The following is a 19,396-nucleotide window of genomic DNA, read 5'->3' as shown; positions in this document are numbered from 1 at the left end:
CGAACGTGGCGGTACGTCACGACGCAGTCCTCAGCGGGTAATGCCTGGGCGCCCCCACCGCCTCTATTTTGACCCCGTTTGTAACGATTCGAAAGCATGAGGGAAATACTTCTGCGTTCCGCAATACTTGCTCTCTGCGGGCGCTATCTTTCGGACAGCCTTCACGGGGAAGGCCACTCTCGAGGGAATCACCATGTCCGTCAGAATTGCTGCCTCAGTGGTCGCCGTCGCGTGCACCACAGCTGCATTCGGTGCGATCGCACCGTCCGCCGCGCATGCCGCCACGCCGCCGGCTGTCACAGCCACAGGCACCTACCGGCCGATCTCCCCCGCTCGGATCGCCGACTCCTTTTCCGGCCTCGGTGGCCACAAGACCTACGTGTCGCGCAACAACACCGTTACCTACACGGTCGCCGGCAAGAGCGGCATCCCCGCCAAGGGCGTCTCGTCGGTCGTAGTGCAGCTGACGGCGTTCGACCAACACGGCAACGGTGCTTTCGTGGCCTACCCGGCGGGCGCGAAGATTCCGGCAGCCGTGAGCTTCGCCTACGGCGGGCGCTCCGCTCAGGAAGGCCGGGTCACCGTACCCCTCAGCTCAACAGGACAGATCAGTGTGCGCGGAGCGGGTGCCTACCAGGCACACCTGCGCATCGATGTGGTCGGCTGGTTCGCATCGGCATCCAGCACCGCGGCGGCGGGGTCGCTCTACCTGCCCAGCGACCTGACGCTGCAGGATGACACCCGAATTACCAGGGACCGGTTGAAGCCAGGCGACAGCCTGGAAGAGGACTTCCAGATCGGCTTCGGCTCGAATGACCCCTCATTCGTGGCTCCCAAAGTGATGGCTATGGACCTCAACCTCACAGCCATCAATCCCAGCGGCAAAGGCGGTCTGATCGCCTGGAGCGGTAGCGGCGCCAAGCCGTGGATCCCATCGCTGCAGTTCTCGAACAAGGAGTCCGTCAGCAGCTCCGTCATCGTGCCGTTGACCCTCGTCAGCGCCCAAACCCAGGACGGCATGGAGTTGGGTACCTACAAATTCGCGGTCACCGCGTACGGCGGATCAACTGATGTCGCCCTGTCTGTCGGTGGCTACTACACCCAGGGCACGGATGCCTTCGGCGCGGCGTACTCCCCCAGCACCCCCCAGCTCGCTGTCAACAGCATCACGGGCAAGAACATCACCAAGGGCCGCCTCGGTGGCGACCTGGCACGCACTGCAAACCTGCCGAGCTCCGCCTATGGGCAGAACACCATCGCAGTCAACATGACCACCGCTGCTGTTGCACCCACGGCGAACACGTCCGTGGCACAGACCACAAATCTGCTCGCGATCAAAGACACGCAGATCATCACCACTCTTGCCGGGGCAACCCGCTCCGGCGCCCTGACCGCACAACTCGATGGGGGCATCAACAGCACTGCACCGCAGGTCGGTTTCTACAACGCCAGCGGCAGCATCGATATCGAGGCCTGGACCTACGGCCAGTTCAACTTCAATTTCTCGGCCATGGACAGCGCTGCCAAGCGGATGACCCCACAGAAGGCACTCCGGCACATGCTCGACCAGCGCCCGACCGTCCGAATGACGCACAAGATCATCCGCGCGAACTGACCACCTCCGCAGTCTGAGCCGCGGTCCGTAAGTTGTCTGGGCCGCGGTCGGTAGGTTTGGTGGTCCGGCAGGGCCACGTGTGGCTGAGCCCTTGAAACGGCCGGGACTGGCGAGACCATGCTCTGGGTGCGCATCATCTGCCGCACCGGCTCGGGTGCCTACCGCGTGCCCTCCTCGTCAGGTCGGCATCGATCCACCGGTACCCGTGCGTGGAATCCGAGGCGGTGAAGAACCTCCCCACCCGCGCCGAGAGCGCGTCCCGACAGGCCGACCGCGGCCGGGTCAGCCAGTGGAAGAACCCTGGGACGTGGCCGTCATCGATATCGCCCGCGCGAACCCAGGGCCGCGCCGACTCCGTCCCGCACCCCAGCTGGCGGGCGACCGATGCTCGGTCCGATACAAGTGCTCAATTCTGCCGGCGACGCACGCACCATCGGCCACCGTTGCCGCTTTCTCCCTGGCCGCATCCCGACGTGTCGTGGGCTCCCCTGGGTGCGCTGTTTATGGGCATGGCGCCATCCTCTTTTCCAAGGTCGAGAGCCCCAACAACCCCGTGCGATCCAGGCTCACCTTCCTGGCACTCCCCCGCCTGAACGTCCATCGGCGGCGCCGTGAGGCGTGTTTCGGCCGGGCGAAGACGACTCCACAGCGGGCACATTGAGTCTGCACACGTCCTTCAATGACCGAACCCGCCTCATGGTGTTGTCACATAGGGACGTTGGAGGAGAACGACGAGCATGAACGGCTGTCGCACACTCCCCCGATCCCCCGAGCAGCCGGTTTTGCTCAAGGGACCCCCAGCGACAAGCCGCAAACGGGGCTCGCACCCGCCGACCGGTGCCGGCCGCGGCGGCGGACATTAAGATGCCGTTCCTTTCGCAGGCCGTCGCTGTAGCGCTCACCGCAATTGCGCCGATGTTTCCGCTGCCCGCATCCTTGCCGATATCGCCGCAGGCGCACTCACTGCAGGCGGTGAGTGTCAGCGCTAACCCCACCGTCGCGGCGCTTTTCGGAGCCTCCAGCGAGACCTCGGGTCACACCTGCACTGCCAGCGTGGTGTCCAGCACCACCCGTAACCTGCTCATCACCGCCGCCCACTGCGTGTCCGGGACCGGAAAGGGGACAGGGATCACGGTTGCGCCCGGCTACGACGCAGGCTCCACTCCCTACGGAGTGTGGTCAGTGACCGACGTGTTCATGGATGCGGCGTGGAAGGCATCGCAGTCAGACCCCGATGACGTCGCAATCCTGCAGGTCGCGCCGCGCGTGGTGAATGGCGCGACGCGTGAACTTCAGGACGTCACCGGCGCGAACAATCTGGGCGACACCCCTGCGTCGGCTACGACAGTGACCGTGCAGGGTTTCAACACCGGCACCGGCGATCGAGCGATCTCCTGCACCACCGGACTCGATTTCACCCGTGACAACAACCCGACCTTCGGATGTGCAGGGTACGTCGGTGGATCGAGTGGCAGCCCGTGGCTCGTCACCAGCGCAGATGGCACGACCCTGGTCACCGGCGTCATCGGTGGGCTGAACCAGGGTGGTTGCACCAGCCGCACCTCCTACAGTCCCGTCTTCGGGACTGCGGTGGCCCACCTGCTGGCGCGCGCCGAAAGTGCGGACTCCTTCGGCGACACGACACCTGCCGCTGGTACCCCGTCCGGGTGCGACGGCAGTTCCTGACCTGACCGAAGAACTACCTCAGCCCGGCAGCCGATGGGCGCCGGGCGATGGGTGGACCGTGAACACCACCGGCGGGGTGAAGCCCCGCTGATGGAATGCTCGGGAGACGGCAGCAGTGACCGCGCCCACGTTCAGTTGGTCGACCAGCGCGATGGCGCTGCCGCCGAAGCCACCACCGGTCATCCGCGCCCCATGGGCACCCGCAGCCAGAGCGGTGTCGACCGCAAGGTCGAGTTCGGGGCATGACACGGCGAAGTCGTCGCGCAGCGATACATGCGATGCGGTCAGCAACGATCCGAGCTCCCGTGGATCCTTCCCGGAGTCGAGCGACTCCACCGCCTGAGTCACCCGGGCATTTTCAGTGACCACGTGGTTGACGCGTCGTCGTAGGACCGGTTCGGCCAGGGTGGTCAATGCTGCGGGCAGGTCGGCCGAGGCCACCTCGCGTAAGGAAGCCACACCGAGAGCAAGAGCGGCGCGGGCACAGTCAGCTCGACGCGCGGCGTATTCGCCGTCGACCAGCTGGTGCGGTGCCTGGGTATCGATCACCAGCAGCACGAGACCGGCCTGGTCCAGTTGCAGCGGCACGGCCCGGGTCTGCATCGATCGGAAGTCCACGAAAAGCGCCTGGTCGCGCCGGCACTGCATCGACGCGGTCTGATCCAGAGCTCCCGTCGGCACACCGACGAAATCGTTCTCGGCACGGCGCGCGATCCGGATCAACGAGTCGGAGCCGCAGCCGAGGCCGAACAAGTCATCGACGGCCGTGGCCACAGCACACTCCAGCGCAGCCGAGGAGGACAGACCCGCTCCGACCGGCACGTCGCCGTCGATGAGAACGTCGACACCGGGCAGTTGGTGACCTTCTTCGCGCAGTGCCCACAGCACCCCCATGGCGTACCCCGCCCAGCCGTCCACGCAGCCCGGTGACAGATCCTCGATGCGGGCCGAGACCACCTCACCCGGGTGTTGCACCGATGAAACCCTGGCAGCGCCATCTGCCACCGCCGCGACGTCGGCCCGTACCCCGAGCGGTAGGGCGATCGGGAGTGCGAAACCGTCGTTGTAGTCGGTGTGTTCGCCGATGATGTTCACCCGACCCGGAGCGAACCAGGTCCGCTGCGGCGGCCGGCCGTAGATGTCCTCGAACCGCGACCTCAAGCGGGCACCACGTCCCGCAGTGCGGCTGCCTGAACCTCGGGTGCGATGTCGTTGATGAAAACTCCCATTCCGCTCTCGGAACCGGCCGCGAACTTCAACTTGGTCGCACTACGGCGGTTCGACAGCAACCGCAGGTGCAGGTACGCGTGCTCCCGGTGCGTCCGCGCCGGCGCCTGATGCCAGCCGGAGACATACGGCAGCGGCATGTCGTAGAGCCCATCGAGGCGGTGTAACAGATCGAGATAGATCCTTGCGAAGTCGTCGCGTTGCGCGTCGTCGAGCTCGGGCAGTTCACGCACCCGCGTGTTGGGGTAGACGTGCACCTCCATCGGCCACCTGGCCGTGGAAGGCACGAATGCCGTCCAGTGCTCGGTCCTGGTGACCACCCTGACGCCGGACCGCTGCTCAGCGCGCAGCAGATCCTCGAAGAGGTTGCTCCCGTGCTGCGCGTGATGATCCGCGGCAGAGGCAAGCATCCGGGCGGTCCACGGAGTGACAAAGGGGTAACCGTAGATCTGCCCGTGCGGATGGCTCAGAGTCACGCCGATCTCGGATCCGCGATTCTCGAACGGGAAGACCTGCGCTACCTGCGGCATTGCATTCAAGGCAGTGGTGCGGTCCGACCATGCGTCCACCACGGTCCGCATCCGCTCGGGTGAGACATCGCCCAGGCTGGCCGCATGTTCAGGACTGAAACACACCACCTCGCAGCGGCCGGTCCCCCGCATCCTGGTCAGCAACGGCTCCCCGTCAACGAGATCCGGTACGGCGCTCACACCCGCCGCGAACGACGGAAATCTGTTCTCGAATACCACCACGTCGTAGTCAGCCGACGGCACTTCGGTGAGTCGATCCGGCGTACTCGGGCACAGCGGGCACGCATCGTCGGCCGGACGGTGCGTGCGTCCCTGACGATGGGAGGCGATCGCGACCCATTCACGCATCAGCGGGTCCCACCTCGCCTGCGACCGCAACGTCACGTCGGGCAGCTCCCGCGTGTCCAGCAGTTGATGATCGAGCTCAGGGCGGTCGTCGTAGTAGAAGATGTCGCGGCCATCGGCCAGCTTGGCATCGATCCGCGGCGCCACAGTCTTCTGCGCCTTCATATCTGTCGCCGGCGGGCCAGGAATGACTGCAGTACGACGACGAGCGCGAGGAATGCGCCGTTGACCAGGTCCGATGCGGATGATCCGTACTTCGACAGATGCACACCGATCAGGTTCTGGATGACCGCAAGCAGCAGCACCCCTGCTGCCGTGCCGTAGACCGAACCGGATCCACCTGTGAGGATGGTTCCGCCGATGACGACCGCTGCGATGGCGGTCAGTTCGTAACCGACCCCGATGTTACTGACGCCGGACTGCAGCCGTGATGCGTTGAGCATTCCGGCGACGGACGCCACCGTGCCGGACAACACGTAGAGCAGGACCTTGGCACGCTTGACCCGGATACCCATCAGCAGTGCGGCGTTCTCACTACCGCCGAGGGCGAACAGCGCCTGACCGAATCTGGTCCGGGTCAGGAGCACCGAACCGAGTGCGAACAACACCACGGCGGTGAGGATCGGCCGCCAGGTGCCATCTCCGATGAATGCGAAGAAGGAACCGCCGGGGATGAGGTAGGTCTTGGATCCTTCGCTGCTGATCGCCTGCAGCAGTCCGCGGGCGAAGAGCAGACCGGCCAGGGTCACGATGAACGGCGCGAGCCGCGCGTAGGCGATCAACGAACCCTGGATCGCGCCGATGATGATGCCGACGACGATCGGCAGGAGTAGGGCCATCCCGCTGCCACCGTGGTTCATCCCCCACGCTGCAAGGACGCCACCGAGCGCGAACATCGATCCGACGGACAGGTCGATCCCGCCGGTGATGATGACGAAGGTCTGCGCCAGCGCCAGCAGGGAGATGTAGGACGTGCCGACCAGGATCGTGGAGAAGTTTCCGCTGGAGGCGAATCCGGAGGAGAAGATGCTGGCGAGAACGACCACGAGCGCCAGAACGGCGACGCCACCTTGACGTTGCAGCAGTGAGAACGTGCGCTCGCTGCGGGTCTCTTTCACACCGGACACCTCCGCCGCGTCGGCGGGCGAGGTCATCTGCTGGCTCATCGGTTGGCGCTTTCCCGGGCGACGAAGACGGCGATGCAGATGATGACGGCTTCGATCATCTGCGCGTAGGAGTTCTTGACGTTGTTCTGCACGAGCGTCGCGGTCACCAGCTGCATGAAGATGGTGCCGGCGACCGTACCGATGACCCGTACCTGTCCGCCGCTGAGTGGAGTTCCACCCACGACGACGGCGGTGATCGCCAGCAGTTCGTAGTTCAACCCGTAGTTGGCCGGGTCGGCGTAGGCACCGTGACCGGCAATGAGGATGCCCGCGATGGCGGCGAGCATGCCCGACGCGATGTACACCGCGAGCAGGATCCGGCGCACCGGTAGACCGGACAGGAAGCTGGCAGAGGGATTGTCACCGACGGCCACCAGGTTGCGGCCGAGCGTCGTGCGGCGCATGACGAAAGCCACAATCGCGACCAGCACCACAGCGACGTAGGCCATCGTCGGCAGGCTCAACCAGCCCGTCAGACCCAGGTTGAGCAGGGTCATGTCGTCGATGGGCTTGGCCGTAGCGCCGTTCATGATCACGGCCAGGCCGCGTAACCCGATCATCATCGCCAACGTCGCCACGATCGGCTGCACTCTGGCAAACGCAACCAGGCTGCCGGAGATCAGTCCGGCGACACCTCCTGCCACGATCGCCAGAGCAATGGAAACCCAGACGCCGTAGCCGAGATAGAGCGGAAGAATCGCCGAAGAGAGAGCGATGATCGCGCCGACCGACAGGTCGATACCTTCGGTGCCGATGACCAGCGCCATCCCCAGTGCCACGATCAGTACCGGGACTGCCTGGTAGAGCTGCACGCGCAGGTTGGACAGACTGATGAAGTCCGTCGATACGAAGACATTGACGACGATCAGCACAACGATGCCGCCGTAAACGCCGTATTTTGCTGTCAATGTGGCCCACCGACGCCGACCGATCGCATCGGTACTGGGCTTGGTGGCGACCGCGGTCGTCATGAGTGGTCCTTCGGGTCTGCGGACTTTTGAAGTGCGGAGGTACCGACCGACGAGGCGTCAGCGGGAACGTCGGGGGTTTCAGCGGCCAGGGTGCGCATCAGATTGGCGTCCGTGACGCCCTCACCGGTCAGTGTGTCGATGATCCGACCCTCCTTGAGCACGATGATCCGATGCGAGCCCTCGATCAGTTCCTCCAGATCGGAGGATATGAGCAGCACGGCCAGCCCGTCCTGAGCAAGTTCGTCGATCAGGCGCTGAACCTCGGCCTTCGCACCCACGTCGATCCCGCGAGTTGGTTCGTCCAACAGCAGGGCCTTGGGTTGCAGGCACAGCCATCGGGCGAGCAGGACCTTCTGCTGATTGCCACCGGACAGGTTGGACACCTTCTGTTCGGGGCTGGACACCTTGATCTTCAGACGGTCGATGAAGAACTTCACCACTTCGTCCTGCTTGGCCCGATTGACCAGCCCGAATCGGGACAGCCGCGGCAGCGCGGCCAGCACGATGTTCTCCCGCACTGACAGGCCCGGGATGATGCCATCGAGTTTGCGGTCTTCGGACAACATCGCGATGCCGGCGTTGATGGCTGCTGCCGGTGAGCGTCTGGTCAACGGGACACCGTTGACCATCACCTCCCCGCCTTCTGTGGGCAGGGCGCCGACGATCGCCCGTGCGGTCTCGCTGCGTCCTGCCCCGAGCAGTCCACCGAGGCCGACGACCTCCCCGCGCCGGATCTGCACCGAGACGTCGTCGAGGGCATGGCGTGCGGTCAGGCCCTGAGCGCTCAGCACGACGTCGTCAGCAATCGCGGTGTTCTCGGTGAAGGCGGTGGTGCCGTGCTTCAGCTCGCTGGCGTCGCGGCCCAGCATCATCGAGATGAGTTGGAGACGGCTGATGTCGGCCATCGTGGAGGAACCGACCACTGCGCCGTCGCGCATCACAGTGACCCGTTTGCAGATGCGATAGAGCTCCTCCATCCGGTGGCTCACGTAGAGGATCGCGATGCCGGATGCGGCGAGCCGCTCGATCACCCCGAAGAGGGTTTCGACCTCCCGCTTCTCCAGCGAGGACGTGGGTTCGTCCATGATCACCACGCGAGCATCGATCTCCACGGCACGGGCGATCGAGACCATCTGCTGAGTGCCGAGGGCCAGCGACCGGAGCGGCCGTGTCGGGTCGACATCGATGCCGAATTCGTGCAGCCGGACGCGGGCGTCGCGGTTCATCTTGGCGGTGTCGATCAGGCCGAAACGTCGCGGTTCGCGGCCCAGGTAGAGATTTCGCGCGACGCTCATCAACGGGATGAGGTTGACCTCTTGGTAGATGGTTGAGACACCGGCGGCCTGAGCCTCGAGGGGATTGTTGAAGCTCACCGGCTCTCCGAGCAGGCTCACCTGTCCCTCATCGACGGTGTAGACACCGGTGGAGATCTTGATCAGGGTGGACTTTCCCGCCCCGTTCTCTCCCACCAGGGCGTGTACCTCGCCCGCATGGAGCTCGAGTGACACGTCGCGCAGCGCGCGAACGCCGGGAAACGATTTACTGACCCCGTCCAAGCGGAGCACGACGTCGGATGCGACGGACATCAAAGCCTTTCCGGTCGCGATGGGGCCCGGCAGTGCCGGACCCCATCACAGTGAACGAAGGAACTATCGGTCAGTAAACGCTGCCGTCGGTCAGTGCCTGCTTGGCGTTGTCCTTGGTGAAGTGCCCGTCCTTGATGATGACCTTCACCGGGGTGCCTGCAGAGGTGTAGAAGTTCGTCAGGGTAGAGAAGGCGAGCGGACCGAACCGCGGGTTCGTCTCGACGTCGGCCACCATGACACCGGAGGCGACGTCCTTGACGGCCTGCTGAGTGCCGTCGATGCTGACGATCTTGATGTCCTTGCCGGGCACCTTGCCGGCCGCCCGGATCGCCTGGATGGCACCGAGGGCCATCGTGTCGTTCTCGGCATATACGCCCGTGATGTTCGGGTTGCTCTGCAGCATCTGCTCCATGACCTTCTGACCGGTCGCCTGGTCGAAGTTCGCGGTCTGCGAAGCGACGATCTTCATGCCCGGGAACTTCGCCTTCAGTTCGCTGGTGAAGCCGTCGGTGCGCTCGGTGGCAACGTTGTTGCCGGAGGTCCCCTGCAGCACCGCGATGTTGCCCTTACCGCCGAGTGCGCCGCCGAGGTCGTTGGCGGCAATCTTGGCCTGTCCGGTGAAGTTGGAACCGATGAAGCCGATGAAGTCGCTGCACGCCGTGCCATTGACGGTGCGGTCGATGGTCAGAACGGGGATCTTCTTGGCTTTGGCCGCGTTCAGGGCGGGTGTCAGTCCGGCGGAGTTCTCCGGCGCCACGATCAGCACCTTGGCACCCTGGGAGATCATGTCCTGGATGTCGGTGTTCTGCTGCGACACGTTGGCGTTGGCGTTGCGCTGGATGAGCTTGACGCCCATCTTCTTCGCCTCATCGGTGATCGACTTGGTCTCCGCTGCGCGGAACGGGTTACTTGTCGATTCAGACTGGGAGAATCCCACCGTCGTGTTCTTCAGGTCCAGCTTCGGTACGCCGTACTTCGTGTAGGTGCACGACGCGCCCGACGCCGAGTCGGTCTGCTGAGCCGCACCGTCGGAAGAGGACGACGACGACGTCGCACCGCTGCTTGCGCTACTACTCGTTGTACTGCCGCCACCGGAGGAGGAGGCGCCCGAGCTGCTGCTCTTGGTACATCCCGCCGTCCCGACGATCATCGCGGCCGCTACAGCGGCTACTCCTGCTGACCGCAGGCTCAAGGGGGCTCGTCGCATCATGCTGATACCTCTTTCAAGTGAGCGCCGTCACAACGCGGCGTAGCGCCATTCAACACAATCGAGCGAGATCGGTCAATACCGGTCAGATAACAGTTCGGTAATGATCGTTGATGGACAGCGGCGCAGTCCCTGGCGGGACCACGCCAGGTGCGATTCCCGCATAGACCCAACAAGGGCCTGGATCGTCAGGGATGATCTGATCACTTGCGATCAGAAGCTGATCGGTTGATATTGTTTCGGGAACATCAACGCGTAGCTACCAGAGGTAACGAAAATGATCGCAGCTGAGCGGCGCGAAGCCATCCTGGAGGCGGTCAGAGCCAGGGGGGTGGTGTCGCTGCGGTCGTTGGTCAACCTCACGGGATCCTCCGAGGTCACGATCCGGCGCGATCTGCGATCGTTGGAGGAGGAAAACCTGCTGCGGCGCCGTCATGGTGGTGCCGTTCTGCCCAGTGACCTCACGCATGAAGCGAGCTATCTGCAGAAATCGTCTGTCGCTGCGCAGGAGAAGCTGGCCATCGCGGCAGCAGCTGCCCGCCTCGTGCAAGAAGGGGACGCGATACTGCTGGGCGCGGGCAGCACCACGCAGGCGCTGGCGCAGCAGTTGACCGGGTTCCGCGACCTGACGGTGGTCACCAACTCACTTCTGGTGACAGAAAAACTCGCCGGTAGCTCAGTTGAAGTGATCGTCACGGGAGGCACTCTGCGCGGTTCGACCTTCGCCCTCGTGGGCTCAGGAACCGAACGTAGCCTGGCCGGACTGCGGCTGAATCGCGCGTTCCTGTCGGGCAACGGTCTGAGTATCGATCACGGACTGTCCACTCCGAACATGCTGGTGGCCAGCTCCGATCGGGCCATAGTCGGAGCTGCAACGGAGACGGTCGTGCTCGCCGACCACACCAAACTCGGCACAGACACCATGTGTCAGACCGTTCCCAGTGATCACATCGCGCACCTGGTGACCGACTGGCAGGCCGACCGGGCGATTGTGCGGGCATTTCGAGAACGTGGCACCGAGGTGCATGTCGCCGAGGCAGGGTCTTCGAGCACTCACCTTCAGCCCGACCTTTAGGGTTTCACCCGAACCAGCTCGTTGCGGCACGGTTCGGACACACGCTCATGCCCAGATCCACTGCAAGACGGTCCACGCGCCGATTCCGATCAACGCACATACCGCCACAATCACCGCCAGGGCGACAGGGTCCCACCATGCCCCGTCGCCGGTGTCTGCCGATCCTCGACCACGCGGCGTGTCCTGAGCGCGCCGCGCCGCACGCTCAAGGGTGAGCATCGCATCGGTTCGCACCCCCTTTCGGACCGGCCGGGGGATGCTGCGCCACTGCGCCAGTTCGCCTCCGTACCTTTCGCGCCAGGCGATCAGGCAGGTGTGGGTGGCCTCGTCCTCGCGACCGGTGGCAAACCACAGAGCGCCGGCCGCGGGCAGATCGCCCATTTGCGAATACACCGTCGCCAGCAGGTCCAGCACGTCTGCGTCGACGCAGTCGGCGACCACGCCCTGCAGGCGGTCTCTGGCCTTCCAGGCCCGGCCGGCCGCAAGGTCCGCGCGCGCCCGCTCGACTCCGGTGCTCACCGGTGACCTCCTCCCACCCTGCTCGACCTCTGTAATGGCACCTCGGAACATTCCCCGCGCACATCCCCTGTCCGCCCAAGCTCGAACGAAGAGCACTTTCGAGCGACCGGACCGGCGTTGCAGAAAGATTCTGCGACACCATCGAATCCAGGGACTACTCAGCAACCCTACGGCTACCGTACGGCCATGACACAGGTCACACCGATTCCGCTCGCAGCCTCCTATGTGGCTGCGTTCGTTCCCGATGAGACAGGAGAAGATGCGGTTGCGCTGGGCCGATTCCTGGTGACCGGCACCGACATATCGCTGACCGTGTGCACCGTGGTGCCGCACACCGCTACCGGTGGTGATGCTGCGTACGGTGCCCTCGGGTACGCGAGTGTTGTCGCGGACCGGCTGCAACCCATCTTCGAGGCGATGATGAACGATCTGGCTCCGCTGGACGTGTCGCACACCGTGCGACTGTCGCCCTCGGTAGGCGTGGGCCTGCTGGACTACGCATCCGAGGTAGGCGCCTCGATGCTCATCCTGGGCAGCGCACGCACCGGTGTCTCCGGTCGGTACGCCGTGGGAAGCGTCGGCGGCCTGCTGCAGCACGCTTCACCTATCCCCCTCGCGTTTGCACCCCAGGGTTTCGCCCAGTCCGCCACCGAATCGGTGCAGCGGATCGTGTGCGGCTACAGCCAGTCCCCGGATTCGCCGCAGGCACTGAGTGCCGCCATCGAGCTGTGCCGCACGCATGGGGTTCCGCTGCAACTGGTGACTTTCGTTTTCTCGGAGTACCCCTTGTTGCGGCACATCCCAGGGCAGGGCCCGGCCAGGTTCGATACCACTGCCCAGTCTGCAGCCGCAAGAACGCAACTCGAAGCGGTCGCTGCAGCTGTGCCGGAAGACATCGAGGTCGAGATCTTCGTACGGGTGGGCGGCAACATAGCTCAGGCAGTCGCCCGAGCCGAGTGGCACGACGGAGACCTCCTCGTGCTGGGTTCGGCACCGATGGGTCCTTTCGCCCGGGTGTTCCTGGGATCGACTGCCCTGAAACTCGTTCGATGCTGCCCGGTACCGGTCATCGCTGTACCCCGACCCGCTACTTCTGAAGCAGCGACAGGTTCCGATCGGGCCGACATCCAGATACCCGAGAACAAGTGAAGGTGACACCGTGAGCGAACAGCAGACTGCCTCAACCCGAAGCGGCGTCATCGAGAAGGGTCTGGCGCCCGGCAAGGTCAGCACCCTGTCCGGCGCCATCCTCGGGGTCTCCTCCGTGGCCCCCGGATACACCTTGACCGCCAGTATCGGCCTGATCGTCGCCGCTGTCGGATTCAAGATGCCGGCCATTTTCATCGCAGGTTTCATCCCGATGTTCCTCACGGCGTACGCCTACCGCGAGCTCAACTCAGACTCCCCCGACTGCGGCGCGTCATTTACCTGGTCCACCAAGGCCTTCGGGCCCTACGTCGGCTTCATGTGCGGTTGGGGCATGGTGATGTCAACCATCATCGTGTTGTCCAACCTCGCGGCGATTGCCGTCGAATTCTTCTACCTCTTCCTGGCCAGGGTCTTCAGCGCCCCGGGAATCGCCGACCTGTCCAGTAACAAACCGGTTGCCATCCTGACCACGCTGGCGTTTCTGGCGCTCGCAACATCAGTGGCGTATCGAGGGATCACGACCAGCGAGCGCATCCAGGTCGTCCTTGTCGGATTCCAGATGATTGTGTTGCTGTTGTTCGCGGTGCTCGCCCTGGTTCAGGTTGCTCGTGGGAACGCGCCGTCGACCCAGGGTTTCAGCCTCGACTGGTTCAACCCCCTCACCGGCTTGACTGCGGGCGCCTTCGTCCTCGGAGTGACCGGATCGATCTTCGCATTTTGGGGATGGGACACCTGCCTGACTCTGGGCGAGGAATGCAAAGATCCTGAAAAGACACCCGGCCGCGCCGGTCTGTTGTGCGTCGTGACCATCCTGCTGACCTACCTGCTGGTAGCAGTGGCAGCATTGATGTACGCCGGCGTCGGCGACACCGGGCTCGGTCTGGGTAACCCCGACACCGCAGACAACGTCTTCGCTGCGCTGGCGGGACCGGTCATGGGTAAGTGGGTCGGACTGCTGCTGTTCCTTGCGGTGCTCGCGTCCTCGGCCGCCAGTCTGCAGACCACGTTCCTACCGGCGGCGCGCACGATGCTTGCGATGGGCGCGTACAAGGCGTTCCCGACCAAGCTCGCCCAGGTACACCCGCGGTTCCTGGTCCCGTCGTTCGCAGCGGTGGTCGCCGGTGTCGTGACCGCTGTGTTTTACACGGTGACCACCATTTTGTCCGAGCGGACGCTGCTGGACACGATCGCTGCGCTGGGCATCATGATTTGCTTCTACTACGGCATTACAGCCTTCGCGTGCATCTGGTACTTCCGTCGACAGCTCTTCAGCACCATGCACAACGCCATCTTCAAGTTTCTCTTCCCGCTGGTCGGTGGCCTGATCCTGGCCGCGGTGTTCGTCGTTTCGGTCAAGGCGAGCATGGATCCCGACAACGGCAGCGGTTCGGCGATCGGCAGCGTCGGCCTGGTGTTCTTCCTCGGTTTCGGAGTGCTGGGTCTCGGTGTTGTCGCGATGTTCGTCATGCGGGCCCGGCAACCGGAATTCTTCCGCGGCGAAACGCTGTCGCGCGACACCCCCTCGATGCCCGAGGACGAACTGGCCGCAATGGCCGACGGCGAGTGACGTCGGGCGGCAGTGACGTCGAGCAGGCAGTGACGTCGGGCAGGCTCGTCACGCGGGGTCGGTCAAGCCCATCAGGGTAATCAGTTCCCACGCGGTATGAGCGGCTGCCAGCCCGGTGATACCGGCGTGGTCGTAGGCCGGCGCGACCTCGACCACGTCGCAGCCGACGATGTTCAGGCCGCGGAGGGCACGCAGGGTGCAGAAGAACTCGCGCGTACTCAGGCCCGCTACCTCCGGCGTGCCGGTCCCAGGCGCGAACGCCGGATCCAGCACGTCGATATCAACCGAGACGTAGACCGGACCTGTACCGACCCGGCGGCGCACCTGCATGATGATGTCGTCCAGCGATCGGTGCTGGAACTCGTCGCTGTGGATCAATTCGAACCCGATTGCCTCGTCCTCGTGCAGCTCCGACGGGTCGTAGATACCTCCCCGGATGCCCACATGCTGGCAGTGCGCCAGGTCCATGAGGCCTTCCTCAGCGGCGCGGCGAAACGGCGAACCATGCCATACCGACGCGCCGTGCAGGGTGTCCCAGGTGTCCAGATGCGCGTCGAAATGCAGCACCGCGACGGGCCCGTGCGCGCCAGCCGCAGCGCGTAGTAGCGGCAACGCAACTGTGTGATCCCCGCCGAGGGCAACGATGCGTGCACCGCCGTCGACCAACTCCCGTGCCCGGGTCTCGATCGCCTCGACCGCCGCAACGATGTCGTAGGGACCCACGCCCACGTCGCCGGCGTCGACCACCTGCGAGCTGGCGAACGGGTAGGCGTCGAGAACCTGGTGATAGGGATGCAGCTGTCGGGAGTGTTCCCTGATGTGACTGGGACCGAACCGCGCCCCCGGTCTGAAGCTGGTGCCGGTGTCGAACGGAATGCCCAGCACGCAGATATCGGCGTGAGCGACATCCTCGATACGCGGCAGCAGCGCAAAGGTCGCGAGTCCGGCGTAGCGCGGCATCGACGGATCGTGGCGCTGCCCGATGGGCGCTGAGTCGGTCACGTCCGCGATTGTGCCCCACCGCGGGTGGCTCGGTATACGTTGCGATGGTCGGTGCAGGTAGGCCGAGCACCCGCTCTTGTCCCAGGAGGATTCAGACCAGTGACCACATTCGATCCGGGAACCGCATTGACTGACTCGCAACTCGCCGAGATCTACTGCGATCTGCATCGGCATCCGGAGCTGTCCTACCAGGAGACCCGGACCGCCCGGATCCTCGAGACCGCGCTGCGCGTCTGGGGCTACGACGTGCATACCGGCATTGGCGGCACGGGTGTCGTCGGCGTCCTGAACAACGGTGACGGCCCGACCGTGTTGCTGCGCGCAGATATGGACGCTCTCCCGTTGGTGGAGAAGACCGGCCTGTCGTATGCCAGCACGCAGCGAGCCGTCGACCGACTCGGCAATGACGTTCCCGTGATGCATGCCTGCGGGCACGACGTGCACATGACCTGCCTGTTGGGCGCGGCCGCTCAACTGGCTGCCGACACAACCACTTTCTCGGGTCGTGTCATCGTGCTGTTCCAGCCTGCCGAGGAAGTCGGCTCCGGCGCGCAGGCGATGATCGACGATGGGCTGTTCGACCTCGTCGGCAGACCGGATGTGGTTCTTGGTCAGCACGTGTCGCCATTGCCCGCGGGATGTATCGCCATTCATCCCGGAATGGCGATGGCCTCCAGCGACTCGTTAACGGTCACGATGCATGGACGAGGCGGGCACGGTTCTCGCCCGGAAAGCACGATCGACCCGATCGTGATGGCTGCGGCAACGGTCATGCGGTTGCAGACGATCGTGGCCCGGGAGACTGCGGGCGCCGAGACCGCGGTGGTGACGGTGGGCATGATCCAGGCCGGTACGACGAACAACATCATTCCGGACGAAGCGCAGCTGCGCCTGAACGTACGCTCCTTCGACCCGAAAGTCAGGGCGCGCACTCTGGCAGCGATCAGCAGGATCGTGCAGGCGGAGGCGGCAGCTTCGGGTGCGCCGGTCGCGACGGTCGAACACACCGACTACTTCCCACCGCTGCTCAACGACGCCGAGGCAGTTGACCGTGTACGCGACGCGTTCGCGGACTGGCTCGGTGATGCAGCTGTGATCGATCCGGGTGCGATGACCGGCAGCGAGGATGTCGGTGTGCTCGCGCAAGCTGCCGGGGTGCCGTGCGCGTTCTGGTTCCTGGGCGGGGCAGATCCTGCGCTCTTTGCCGGTGCACGAGATCAGGACGATGTCTTGGAGGTATTGCGTGATGTGCCGAGCAACCATTCACCGCACTACTCCCCCGTCATCGAACCGACGCTACGGCTGGGCGTCGACGCACTGCTGACCGCCCTGCGGGCCTGGCAACCGGTGCACACCACGCGGGCCTGAGCAATGGCGGGCGGGCTCGGGTTGGCACACTGAGCTGGTGGATGCCGCCGCTGTGACCTTCCTCATCGCCGCGGCGTTGCATGCGGGGTTCCAACTGACGGTGACCGTGCTGGTCTACCCGGCACTGTCCCGGATCCCACCGGAACGCTGGCCCGATGCTCACGCTCGGCACAGTCGCGGCATCGTTCCGCTTGTCGGCGTCGTCTACGTGCTGCTCGCGGTTTCGGTGTGCTGGATGCTGCTCGCGGACCGCAGCGGCTGGACGTATGCCGGTGCGGTGCTGGCTGCCGCGGTTGCCTCGGTCACGGCGTTCGGAGCTGCCCCGATTCACGGACGACTTTCCGAGCGCGACGATGCACTTGTTCGACGCCTGCTGCAGATTGACACTGTGCGCGCCGTTCTTGCGGTGCTGCTGTTAGGCGTGGCGTTGGGCGCCGCGGCGCAGTAGCGGCAGACCGTCCTGCCCTCAGGGACGAATGTCGCTGCGGCGACCGGGTCGTACGATCCGCATCCGCAGGATCCGGTCGGTGTCACGCGCCTCCTGCAGGTCACGGAGTCGAGCTGCGAGCAGATCCGTCAACGACACCATGCCGACGATGCGCGTCGCATCCTCGCGGTCCACGACCGGCATCCGGTCGATTCCACTGCCGGCCATCACGGACACGACATGTCGCAACGTCTCGTCTGCATGGGTCACCACGAGTTCATGGACACCGACGTCCAGGACGCTGGACTCCCCGCGGTCGTCATGCAGTGCCGTCTCCAGCTGGGTGCGGGTGACCAGGGCATCGAGTGTCCCGGCTTCACCCACGATCGGGTAGAGCATCTGGCGGCGCGCATCAACATTGGCGGGGTCTGTATCAGCGATAGCAGCAAACGCATCGGTCACCGACACATCCTGCTCGAAGGTCAGGATTTCGGTCTGCATCACTTCACCGACGAAGAGAATCTCGAGGGGATCCACGTCGTATTCCCGGGACAGGTGGTAACCCCGGCGCGCGATCTTCTCTGTCAGCACCGAGCGCTTGAGCAGCAGCACCGACACCATGAACGCGACGCTGGCCCCGATGATCAGCGGCAGCAACGCGTCGAAGCGACGGGTCAGCTCCAGCGCGAAGATGATCCCCGTCAGAGGCGACCTCATGACAGCGCCGAGCACACCGGCGAGACCGATGAGTGCCCAGAAGCCGGGTCCGACTGCTGGGAACACGTGCGATTCCAGGGTGCCGAGCGCGCCACCGATCATGAACACCGGAGCGAGGACTCCCCCCGACGTCCCAGAGCCCAACGAGAGCGACCAGATGAGGGTCTTGACGATCAGGATGCCCACCACGAGGCCCAATCCGATCGAGCCGTCCAACTCTGCGCCGATGACGTTGTACCCGACGCCGAGCGCCTGGGGCACGATCAGTCCGCCGATGCCGATGATCACCCCCCCGATGGCGGGCCACCACATCCAGTGGATCGGCAGCCGGTGGAAACCGTCCTCGGCGAGGTAGACCAGCCTCGTTGCAACGACCGCGAGCAGACCCGAGGTGATGCCGGAGACAACGCACAGCGCATACGTGGAATAGCCGATGTGCAAGGTGCCGACGGCCGGGAAGAGTGCGTTCGTACCGAGCAGCGGACGACGCACGATCGCCGCGACGCAGACGGCGGCGGCGACGGGCACATAGCTGCGCGGACGCCATTCGAACAGCAGTAGTTCGACGGCCAACATGAGCGCGGCGAACGGGGAGTTGAAGGTCGCTGCCATCCCCGCGGAGGCGCCGGCCACCAGGAGGGTTTTGCGCTCGTCGGCAGTCAGCTTCAACAACTGCGCAAAGAGCGACCCGACCGCCCCACCGGTCATGATGATCGGGCCCTCGGCACCGAACGGTCCGCCGGTACCGATCGCGATCGCCGAAGATACCGGCTTGAGAACCGCAACCCGCGGCTCTACTTTGCTGCCCCCCAGCAGAATTGCCTCGATTGCTTCAGGCATGCCGTGGCCGCGGATTTTTTCCGATCCGTACCGTGCCATCAAGCCGATGATCAAACCACCGATCACCGGTGCCAGGATGACCACCAGCGGATTGTGGTGGCCCTCCCCCGGCGCCACGAGCTGGGTGCCCACCCGGCCGTAGAAGATGGCGTTGGTGATCAGGCCGATCAGCCTCAGCAGCGCCCAGGCGATCACCGCGCTGACCGCACCGACCGGCAGCGCGAGGGCGGCGATCAGCAGCATCCGGGGTGTGACACTGAAGTCCCCGAGGTGACTGACGTCGCGAAGGGGTGGTTTTCCCGGCCGGGTGGCGGCGGTCGTCATCGCGTCTGCCGGACGTCGGTTCGTGAAATCTCAGAGATGTATCGTGACACGAGACATAATAGTAGCGGCTCTGTG

General features: G+C 64.7%; 16 protein-coding genes and 1 pseudogene. 7 read left to right on the top strand and 10 right to left on the bottom strand.

Translation table 11 applies throughout. The features are described 5' to 3' along the window. Positions 1-193 precede the first annotated feature (193 nt). The gene (locus tag V3G39_11505; GenBank protein XAS75289.1) at positions 194-1,615 is read left to right on the top strand and encodes a hypothetical protein; all 1,422 of its coding nucleotides are present in this window, start codon (positions 194-196) and stop codon (positions 1,613-1,615) included. 298 nt (positions 1,616-1,913) lie between these two features. On the opposite strand, the pseudogene V3G39_11500 reads toward V3G39_11505, so the two are convergent. Then, positions 1,914-2,107, bottom strand: a pseudogene (locus tag V3G39_11500) (IS3 family transposase). Between the two features lie 372 nt (positions 2,108-2,479). Between V3G39_11500 and V3G39_11495 the strand changes: the two are divergent. Then, complete coding sequence (locus V3G39_11495) at positions 2,480-3,301, top strand: trypsin-like serine protease (protein XAS75288.1); 822 nt, start codon at positions 2,480-2,482, stop codon at positions 3,299-3,301. Positions 3,302-3,319: 18 nt separating this feature from the next. Here the strand turns inward: V3G39_11495 and galK are convergent, their stop codons facing one another. The 6 genes from galK to V3G39_11465 form a co-directional block, all read right to left on the bottom strand. After that, positions 3,320-4,462 (bottom strand): galactokinase, encoded by a 1,143-nt coding sequence (galK, locus tag V3G39_11490; protein ID XAS75287.1) that lies wholly within the window; start codon positions 4,460-4,462, stop codon positions 3,320-3,322. Beyond that, entirely contained in the window at positions 4,459-5,568 is a 1,110-nt protein-coding gene (gene galT, locus V3G39_11485; GenBank protein ID XAS75286.1) for a galactose-1-phosphate uridylyltransferase, read from the bottom strand. Before galT ends, galK begins: the two co-directional genes overlap by 4 nt. Further along, positions 5,565-6,569, bottom strand: coding sequence for an ABC transporter permease (locus V3G39_11480; protein ID XAS75285.1), 1,005 nt, complete (start codon positions 6,567-6,569; stop codon positions 5,565-5,567). Before V3G39_11480 ends, galT begins: the two co-directional genes overlap by 4 nt. Then, positions 6,566-7,540 carry an ABC transporter permease gene (locus tag V3G39_11475; GenBank protein ID XAS75284.1) on the bottom strand — a complete coding sequence of 325 codons (975 nt, stop codon included), beginning with the start codon at positions 7,538-7,540 and terminating at the stop codon, positions 6,566-6,568. The genes V3G39_11480 and V3G39_11475 overlap by 4 nt, the downstream gene beginning before the upstream one ends. Further along, positions 7,537-9,126 (bottom strand): sugar ABC transporter ATP-binding protein, encoded by a 1,590-nt coding sequence (locus V3G39_11470; GenBank protein XAS75283.1) that lies wholly within the window; start codon positions 9,124-9,126, stop codon positions 7,537-7,539. Before V3G39_11470 ends, V3G39_11475 begins: the two co-directional genes overlap by 4 nt. Before the next feature lie 70 nt (positions 9,127-9,196). Then, complete coding sequence (locus V3G39_11465) at positions 9,197-10,336, bottom strand: ABC transporter substrate-binding protein (GenBank protein XAS75282.1); 1,140 nt, start codon at positions 10,334-10,336, stop codon at positions 9,197-9,199. Between the two features lie 274 nt (positions 10,337-10,610). Here V3G39_11465 and V3G39_11460 point away from each other — a divergent pair, with 274 nt between their 5' ends. Continuing rightward, the gene (locus V3G39_11460; GenBank protein ID XAS75281.1) at positions 10,611-11,408 is read left to right on the top strand and encodes a DeoR/GlpR family DNA-binding transcription regulator; all 798 of its coding nucleotides are present in this window, start codon (positions 10,611-10,613) and stop codon (positions 11,406-11,408) included. A gap of 45 nt (positions 11,409-11,453) precedes the next feature. On the opposite strand, the gene V3G39_11455 is transcribed toward V3G39_11460, so the two are convergent. Further along, positions 11,454-11,927 carry a DUF6584 family protein gene (locus V3G39_11455; GenBank protein XAS75280.1) on the bottom strand — a complete coding sequence of 158 codons (474 nt, stop codon included), beginning with the start codon at positions 11,925-11,927 and terminating at the stop codon, positions 11,454-11,456. Positions 11,928-12,113: 186 nt separating this feature from the next. Here V3G39_11455 and V3G39_11450 point away from each other — a divergent pair, with 186 nt between their 5' ends. Both V3G39_11450 and V3G39_11445 read left to right on the top strand, forming a co-directional pair. Then, on the top strand, positions 12,114-13,076 hold the full coding sequence (locus tag V3G39_11450; protein XAS75279.1) for a universal stress protein: 963 nt from the start codon (positions 12,114-12,116) through the stop codon (positions 13,074-13,076). A gap of 10 nt (positions 13,077-13,086) precedes the next feature. Next, the gene (locus tag V3G39_11445; GenBank protein ID XAS75278.1) at positions 13,087-14,643 is read left to right on the top strand and encodes an APC family permease; all 1,557 of its coding nucleotides are present in this window, start codon (positions 13,087-13,089) and stop codon (positions 14,641-14,643) included. 48 nt (positions 14,644-14,691) lie between these two features. Here V3G39_11445 and speB read toward each other — a convergent pair whose 3' ends face one another. Beyond that, on the bottom strand, positions 14,692-15,645 hold the full coding sequence (gene speB, locus V3G39_11440) for an agmatinase (GenBank protein XAS75277.1): 954 nt from the start codon (positions 15,643-15,645) through the stop codon (positions 14,692-14,694). 99 nt (positions 15,646-15,744) lie between these two features. Between speB and V3G39_11435 the strand changes: the two genes are divergently transcribed. Both V3G39_11435 and V3G39_11430 read left to right on the top strand, forming a co-directional pair. Then, the gene (locus V3G39_11435) at positions 15,745-17,013 is read left to right on the top strand and encodes an amidohydrolase (protein ID XAS75276.1); all 1,269 of its coding nucleotides are present in this window, start codon (positions 15,745-15,747) and stop codon (positions 17,011-17,013) included. A gap of 37 nt (positions 17,014-17,050) precedes the next feature. Then, positions 17,051-17,461, top strand: a complete 411-nt coding sequence (locus V3G39_11430) for a hypothetical protein (GenBank protein XAS75275.1) — start codon at positions 17,051-17,053, stop codon at positions 17,459-17,461. Between the two features lie 18 nt (positions 17,462-17,479). Here V3G39_11430 and V3G39_11425 read toward each other — a convergent pair whose 3' ends face one another. Beyond that, a complete protein-coding gene (locus V3G39_11425; GenBank protein XAS75274.1) occupies positions 17,480-19,321 on the bottom strand; it encodes a chloride channel protein in 1,842 nt (613 codons plus the stop codon). Between the last annotated feature and the right edge of the window lie 75 nt (positions 19,322-19,396).

Source organism: Dermatophilaceae bacterium Sec6.4, from assembly GCA_039636865.1.
Taxonomy (GTDB): Bacteria; Actinomycetota; Actinomycetes; order Actinomycetales; family Dermatophilaceae; genus Allobranchiibius.
The sequence above is the reverse complement of the archived record's forward strand: the minus strand, read 5'-3'. Positions and strand labels throughout refer to the sequence as shown.